The sequence below is a fragment of the Rheinheimera muenzenbergensis genome (genome assembly GCF_036984005.1).
Lineage (GTDB): Bacteria > Pseudomonadota > Gammaproteobacteria > Enterobacterales > Alteromonadaceae > Alishewanella > Alishewanella muenzenbergensis.
The window spans coordinates 1-6,508 of the sequence record NZ_JALAAR010000034.1; the positions used below are offsets into that span (position 1 = coordinate 1).

General features: G+C 43.5%; 7 protein-coding genes. All 7 read right to left on the reverse strand.

Features of this window, described 5'->3' with window-relative positions; all coding sequences use genetic code 11:
- Positions 1–78: 78 nt before the first annotated feature.
- The 7 genes from MN202_RS20250 to MN202_RS20280 all read right to left on the reverse strand — a co-directional run bounded on the left by MN202_RS20250 (position 79) and on the right by MN202_RS20280 (position 6,403).
- The gene (locus MN202_RS20250; protein ID WP_335737948.1) at positions 79–1,209 is read right to left on the reverse strand and encodes an acyltransferase family protein; all 1,131 of its coding nucleotides are present in this window, start codon (positions 1,207–1,209) and stop codon (positions 79–81) included.
- Positions 1,210–1,284: 75 nt separating this feature from the next.
- Positions 1,285–1,542 (reverse strand): hypothetical protein, encoded by a 258-nt coding sequence (locus tag MN202_RS20255; RefSeq protein WP_335737949.1) that lies wholly within the window; start codon positions 1,540–1,542, stop codon positions 1,285–1,287.
- Between the two features lie 223 nt (positions 1,543–1,765).
- Positions 1,766–3,505 (reverse strand): gamma-glutamyltransferase, encoded by a 1,740-nt coding sequence (gene ggt / locus MN202_RS20260; RefSeq protein ID WP_335737950.1) that lies wholly within the window; start codon positions 3,503–3,505, stop codon positions 1,766–1,768.
- A gap of 772 nt (positions 3,506–4,277) precedes the next feature.
- A complete protein-coding gene (locus MN202_RS20265) occupies positions 4,278–4,748 on the reverse strand; it encodes a hypothetical protein (RefSeq protein WP_335737951.1) in 471 nt (156 codons plus the stop codon).
- Entirely contained in the window at positions 4,748–5,125 is a 378-nt protein-coding gene (locus tag MN202_RS20270) for a hypothetical protein (protein ID WP_335737953.1), read from the reverse strand. Before MN202_RS20270 ends, MN202_RS20265 begins: the two co-directional genes overlap by 1 nt.
- A gap of 101 nt (positions 5,126–5,226) precedes the next feature.
- Positions 5,227–5,628 carry a DUF4177 domain-containing protein gene (locus tag MN202_RS20275; protein ID WP_335737954.1) on the reverse strand — a complete coding sequence of 134 codons (402 nt, stop codon included), beginning with the start codon at positions 5,626–5,628 and terminating at the stop codon, positions 5,227–5,229.
- Positions 5,629–5,830: 202 nt separating this feature from the next.
- Positions 5,831–6,403, reverse strand: a complete 573-nt coding sequence (locus MN202_RS20280) for a hypothetical protein (RefSeq protein WP_335737955.1) — start codon at positions 6,401–6,403, stop codon at positions 5,831–5,833.
- Positions 6,404–6,508 lie beyond the last annotated feature (105 nt).

A 6,508-nucleotide genomic window follows, 5' to 3' on the forward strand; every position in this document is an offset into this window, starting at 1 on the left:
GCTTTAACAGCAAAAGAAGGTTCTTAACTGAACAGAAATAAGCTCAACCTGCTTGACGTGGGGAGTCATACCAACGCTCTAATCAGCGGCTGCTTTAGAAGTCAGTTGCTTTAGTTTGTTAGAAGATTTTGGCAGCCTGCTCACCTGCAAAGATAATGGTCTTTCTATAACTAGAAATAGTACAAATGAAGTTATCAGAGTTAACGCAAATAAAGGAGCCCAAAGCCAGTAATATATATGTTCACTGACATACTCTGCAGGGAGGACAACTCCGAGAACCAAAAAACAAAACTTCAAAGTAAGCCCATGAATTAAGTAGTAAGAATAGCTCATATTACCGAGCCACCTTAGAGGCGTAAAAGTCAACCATTTATATGTTTTTGACTGCACATTAAAAGCGCACAAGCAAAACAATAAAAATAGTATGAACACCGACACCATTGATAACAAAAAACTAAAATCGTATACAGCTCTAAACCCAAAGATTACTAACGCTATAATTAAGAAAAAATCACCTCCTTTTTCTATTTTGCATTGTTTTTTCGTGTGAAGCTCAAACAATAAAATACCAGAAATAAACATAAGCAAGCGAACGGGGCCACCTAAAAACGCCCAGCTAACTATACCTGCCACTGAAACTGAGATCCAAAACAGAATTCGTTTATTAACATCCCATTTTTTCATATTTAATGAAAATATCACTACGGGAATAATTAGATAATAGAACACTTCATAGCTCAAAGACCAAGCTACTGTAATGATTGGTTTTACATCAAATATACCAGGTAACAAAAACAGATTTTGTACTATGTAAGTCACCATTTCTGATGTTTTATCAGGCAGTTTACTTTCACTTGGAAAAATAAATGATAATGCAATATATATGGCGAAAACGACTAAAAAAGTTGGATAAATTCTCTGCCCCCTTCTTTTTGCATAATTGATGGGCGAAAATGTTTTTTTATCAAGCACAGACCCATAGATCAGATATCCACTAAGAACAAAAAATAAATCTACCCCCAGATGCCCAAAACCATTAATAAACTTCGATAAAGTTACTGAAAAACCGAATAAAAAAGGATCTACCAAGGAACTATAATGAACAAAAAACACTAGAAAAACTGCAAGACCTCTTAACCCCTCCATTGAAAGCAATGGCGTATTTTCACCATGATTAATTTCCAATTTAGTTTCAAGCCAGTTTTTCAATTTAATCTCCAGCTCTGTAAAGCAGCATGGTTTATGACCCTCAAGCAGTGATTGATTTCCCGATAACCTGGCTTGTTAGGTGCGTTGTAGATTTTTAAACTTATTTGCCACATAGGCTGAAAGTGCGGACAGTATGGATAAGATAACAGGAAGGATTATACCTCCTGCAATAAACAACATCATGCTACCGACTAAACTTAGAACACTGATCGCTGCCCACCCCATACAAATCATTAATATTGTCTGACTGTTATCTTCCGTTTTCCATATTCCCAACGAAAGGCCAGAAAAAACCAGCAGTATTATGCATGGTAAAAAATTTGATAGTTCCATTTTACTCTCCTTTAGCACCTAACAATTTAATGGAAGGTGCCCTGCCCGCAAGTTGCCCGGTTAAGATCCCGCGAGTTGCAAAATTAGCGTCAGTCTATTGTGCTAGCCAAGTGTAAATCAAGCGTTTTTAGGTTGTTGCAATTTATGACGTTATAAAGTACGGGGACACGCCTGCAAGGCGCGGATAAAAAACTCAAAGGCATACAAACACATGGGAAGATAGCTAATGTGCCGCTGCCACCCCATCGCGACGGGAGTCAGAACCTGCGACATAGCCTTTGGACGTTTTCATCACACCTTGTCCGCCACCAAATACCAGGCCGGGGTTATTGCCGTGAAAAAAGCCCTGCACGCTAGCCATCACCGGGTTTTGCGGCGCATGTCCGCGCGAATAGAGCTCATCCACTGTAGTCTGTGGGATGCCTTGCTCAAAGCTCACGCTATTGCCTTGCCAGTGGCGAAACCTTGGCGCATCAATGGCTTCTTGTATATCCATACCAAACTCCACCATATTCAGCAGCATTTGCACATGGGCCTGAGGCTGCTGCGGACCACCGACAATACCAAAACTTAACCAGGGTTGTTGCTTACCCTCAGCATCGGCTTTAGTGACAAAACCAGGAATAATGGTATGAAATGGCTTTCTGCCGGGGGCAACGGTGTTGGCGCGGTCTGCTTGCACTGACAAACCCACACCGCGATTTTGCAACGCAAAACCGGTACCCGGCACAACAACGCCGGAGCCAAAAGGCCCTGCAATGCTGTTAATAAAAGACACCATATTGCCGTCTTTGTCTGCCACGCTCAAATAGGTGGTGTCGCTGGTGGTGAGGGAAGCTTCCGGCTCTGCTTGCTGCATGGCCTGTTGCGGCTTAATCAACGCACGCCGCTTAGCAATAACAGCGTCGTCTAACAACTGTTCAGCTTGTATCTGCATAAATTCGGCGTCGCCGACAAAATGCTCGAGGTCGGCATAAGCTAACTTTTTGGCCTCAATAAGATGGTGTAAATAGCTGGCTGAATTATGCTGCATCGCCTTTAAATCATAGGGTTCTAATATTTTCAGCATTTCAAGTGCCGCTATGCCCTGCCCGTTCGGTGGTAACTCCCATAAACGATACTCTTTATAGGACACTGACATCGGCTCTACCCACTGCGCCTGATAATTGGCAAAGTCGCCAGGGGTTAAAAAACCACCTAACTCCTGCACTCTTACTGCAATTTTCTCACCCAGTTCACCACCATACAGCACCTGAGGCCCTTCAGCGGCGATCAGTTTCAGTGTGTTGGCATAGTCCGGGTTTACAAACCATTCGCCGGCAACAGGCGTCCTGGCGCCATCAATTAAAAAGGTGCTTCTTGCCCCCTGGTCATAATTGATTTTACTTTCAAAAAGGCCCCATTCCTGTGCTGTTGTTTTAGAGATGGGGAAGCCGTTTTCGGCCAACGCAATAGCGGGTGTTAATGCTTGCGCCAGACTGATTGTGCCATGGGTTTCCAACAACATTGCCCAGCCACTTAGCGCGCCAGGCAAGGTAATGGATTTAGCACCCTCGTCGGGTACGCGATTGCGGCCCGCCAACTTGTCCAGCGTCATCAGCGCACCGGCATGGCCACTGCCATTGATACCAATCAGGCGCTGCTCAGACTCCAACCAAACCATAGCAAACATATCGCCGCCGATACCGGTCATATAAGGCTCCACTACGCTCAACACGGCCGCGGCGGTCACTGCAGCATCTATGGCGTTGCCACCATTTTGCAGCACCGCCAAACCAGCCTGACTGGCTAAAGGTTGGCTGGTCGCCACTACGCCATGCGGTGCATACACTGCTTTTTCTTTAAACTCAGTACTTGGCGTGCCTAACCCCGAGCGAAACGACAACCCCGCCACCAGCGATGCAATGCCAATCACGGCAATGATGGCGCATGCCCATTTCAAAAAACGGATAATTCCATGCATAGATGTCTGCTACCCCTGTAATGTGCTTGTCGCCAGTACTTTAGATGTTATAGATAAAGCATTCTCATAAGATAAAAGCCCAGTAGCGCCCGCCACACGCGCGAGCAACTTGTTGCAAGTAGAGCGCCGCAGGCGCCTTGTGCTGGCGTTTGTTAGCAATAAATATATCCTAATGTTTTACTGAAAAAATTTGAGTGAATACCAAACAATCAAGGTAACGGCTACACCAAATACTGTGCCGTAGACAAAGTACTTACGAAAAGCCTGAGACGATTCATTTTGTGCCATTTTTAGATTATCCCTATCACAAGATTCAAAAAGTTAAGATATTTGCTAGCAGCTTATTCAAAAGACCAGAACCCGCGAGTTGCGTGCTTCAAACCCTGCGAGTTGCAAAATTAGCTCCAGTCTATGGTGCTAGTGGAATGTAAATCAAGCATTTTTACTTTGTTGCAATTTAGGTTGCTGCAAAATGCGGATTTTACGCCCGCAAGTTGCAGAGCAACAACTCAAAGACAAAACAGTATATTTAAACAACCATTTAATGCAGGTTTTCGCGAGGCATTATTGCGCTGTGCAGCCTTTAGCATTACTTAGCTGTAATAATTCCAGCGTGGCGATGGCGTCAATAATTGGGGGAAAGGTCACCGCTATGTTGCACTTAAGCAACAGCCCGAAAGGGCAACTATTACGCAGCTTCAAGGTGCGCAACACAGGTAGGCATTATCAATGAGTTTTTGGCGTATTCTTTAATGACTTGTTGTGAACCAACCTACTGATTGGTATAGCTAAACTCATATGACATACACCGGTGATTACCGTACGAAAGATCTATCTCGTAAGTTATACCTGCAGCTTGACTTACAATACCCATGAAAACAGTACTTTCAGAGTCCTTTTGAAGATAATTTATAGACTTTGACATGACCTGATTATTTGACAGAACCGTGAAAAGCGCATGAGCATAAGGATTACCTTCATAACTCTTAGGCGCACTAATTGTAATAGCACTGCAGTCATCACAAATATCACTAGCTTCCACTTTGATTTCAAAGCCAATTTCTGGAGTAGGCACAACCTTTTCTGGACCTACTACGCACGCGGAAGTAATACCTGAATATAAGAAAACCACAAAAGGTAGATATTTCATCTTTAGCTCATAACGCTTCATTAGCCGACGCAACTTGCTGCGTCCAGCGCCCGAAGGCGCGAAGTTGATTGACTTTTTAGGCTTTAGCGTCATTAAAATACTTCCATAACAAACGAATTCCCTCGTGGCGGGAAATTAAAAATTACCGATTCATAAGGACTTTCGGATGTTTCAATATCGATTGAATCACCACTTGCAAACGTAATTGTTAATAATGACTTAGTTTTTAGCATGGCTTTCTTCGCAAGTTGCCTTCCAAGAGCACCCCATGGGCCAGAATTCGGGGCATCCTCCCACACGTAGGGCTTTCCATTGATTGAAGCAAACACACGCTCGTTGCATTGAATATTAAAATCGACGAACTGTATATTCAGCCCAAATGAGGCAAGCATAATAACCTCAACGAATTGAGGTTCCTTCGAAAAATACTCGTTCAGCAGTGTGATTATTTCTTCATTAAATAGAATCATGCTCAATCCGAATGAAGCCTAACGCCGCCAACTCGCGCAGCTTTGTGGTGAAGGCGAAGTCGCAACGGAAAAGCTGTCGCTGTGTTTGGCTTTGTTAGAACTCATTCGATTCTTTCTCGTTCTAGAATAATTACCATGGAGGTAGACTCACCGAAGCCCGTAGCCGGTAACACGATCTCCTTCAATCTCCAGCCTGAATCGCCTTCAGCATTTAATAAATTCTGGATGTCAGGCGTACCAGACTTAAACAGGCTCATCTTAAAGGGTACTTCTACCGTTTTATATTCATATTTTTTCATAACAGGTACTTCCTCGTAATCAAGGTCAGTAATATCAATTTCGAATGTTGCAGCAAGCGCCTTTTTTGTTTCGAGCGACCCTGTTGCTTCTTTTTCGACTCTCTGAATTGTCCTGTGGCTCAGCCCGGAGAATTGAGAAAGCTGCTCTTGAGTCCAAGCTCGACGCAACCGTATTTCGAGAACTAATGCTGCATTAATTTTCATTAACAACTGATTCCTTCGGTTAAGTGAAGAACCTATTCTCTAACAAAATATCGGAAATATTGGCGACAAACATTCGTCATCTATACGTCAGTGACACGACAGCACCTACGTTTCATGAGTTCTAGCGCAAAGCACAGGCCGGAGCACGCAGTGCGGAGGTCCAGCCCCGAAGGGGCGAATGTGGCTGGACTTGTTATGTTTTTCACGACACTACGCCAACGGCTTTTAATACGGCGTACGTGGTACCTACTACGGTAAAGATTGCAGCGACAATCATGGAAACAACCAAAGCCACGTCCCATTTACTGAGCTGCTTTTTCTCCATTTCGGTAATTCTAGAAGATAGCTGCTCCAGTCGTTCAGCAAAAAGAGCATCATTTATCGATGCAATTTTATCAATAGAAGACTTGTCGGGAAATCTAGCCTCAATTTTTTCTAAACGTGAATTAATTTCTTGTACTGCTCTTCCAACCTCAGCTTTTACATCATCATGCGATATTTCACCTTGGCTGGAAATCTTTGAGACTATTCCTTCTTCAATCTTCGCTAGAAGCTCATCAGTAATTTCAACATTACTTTGTTGTGGCTCAGATTTAACAGAATGCATAATCTCTATGCCTGCCACACTAAGTCCAATCTCAGTGATAGTTCTTTTTACATCATCGCTAAGCTCACTACGCTCTTTGTCGGAATGTTTTTTTAGGTAAGAACTTATGAATGCCGAGACCAAACTGACGGCAACACCAGATGCAGCAACTATGATTTCAATAGACACTATCAATTATCTCCGTACCTGATGAACATAACGCTTTAGCGTTTTATCCGGCACGTTGTTCAGTGACGGCTAAACGCCTGTTGAACGGCCCGGTTCGCTTATTTT

Bases quoted from the DNA above. Each gene is read 5' to 3' on its own strand.
- MN202_RS20255 (WP_335737949.1), bottom strand. From the start codon at position 1,542: ATGGAACTATCAAATTTTTTACCATGCATAATACTGCTGGTTTTTTCT.
- MN202_RS20270 (WP_335737953.1), bottom strand. From the start codon at position 5,125: ATGATTCTATTTAATGAAGAAATAATCACACTGCTGAACGAGTATTTT.
- ggt (WP_335737950.1), bottom strand. From the start codon at position 3,505: ATGCATGGAATTATCCGTTTTTTGAAATGGGCATGCGCCATCATTGCC.
- MN202_RS20275 (WP_335737954.1), bottom strand. From the start codon at position 5,628: ATGAAAATTAATGCAGCATTAGTTCTCGAAATACGGTTGCGTCGAGCT.
- MN202_RS20265 (WP_335737951.1), bottom strand. From the start codon at position 4,748: ATGACGCTAAAGCCTAAAAAGTCAATCAACTTCGCGCCTTCGGGCGCT.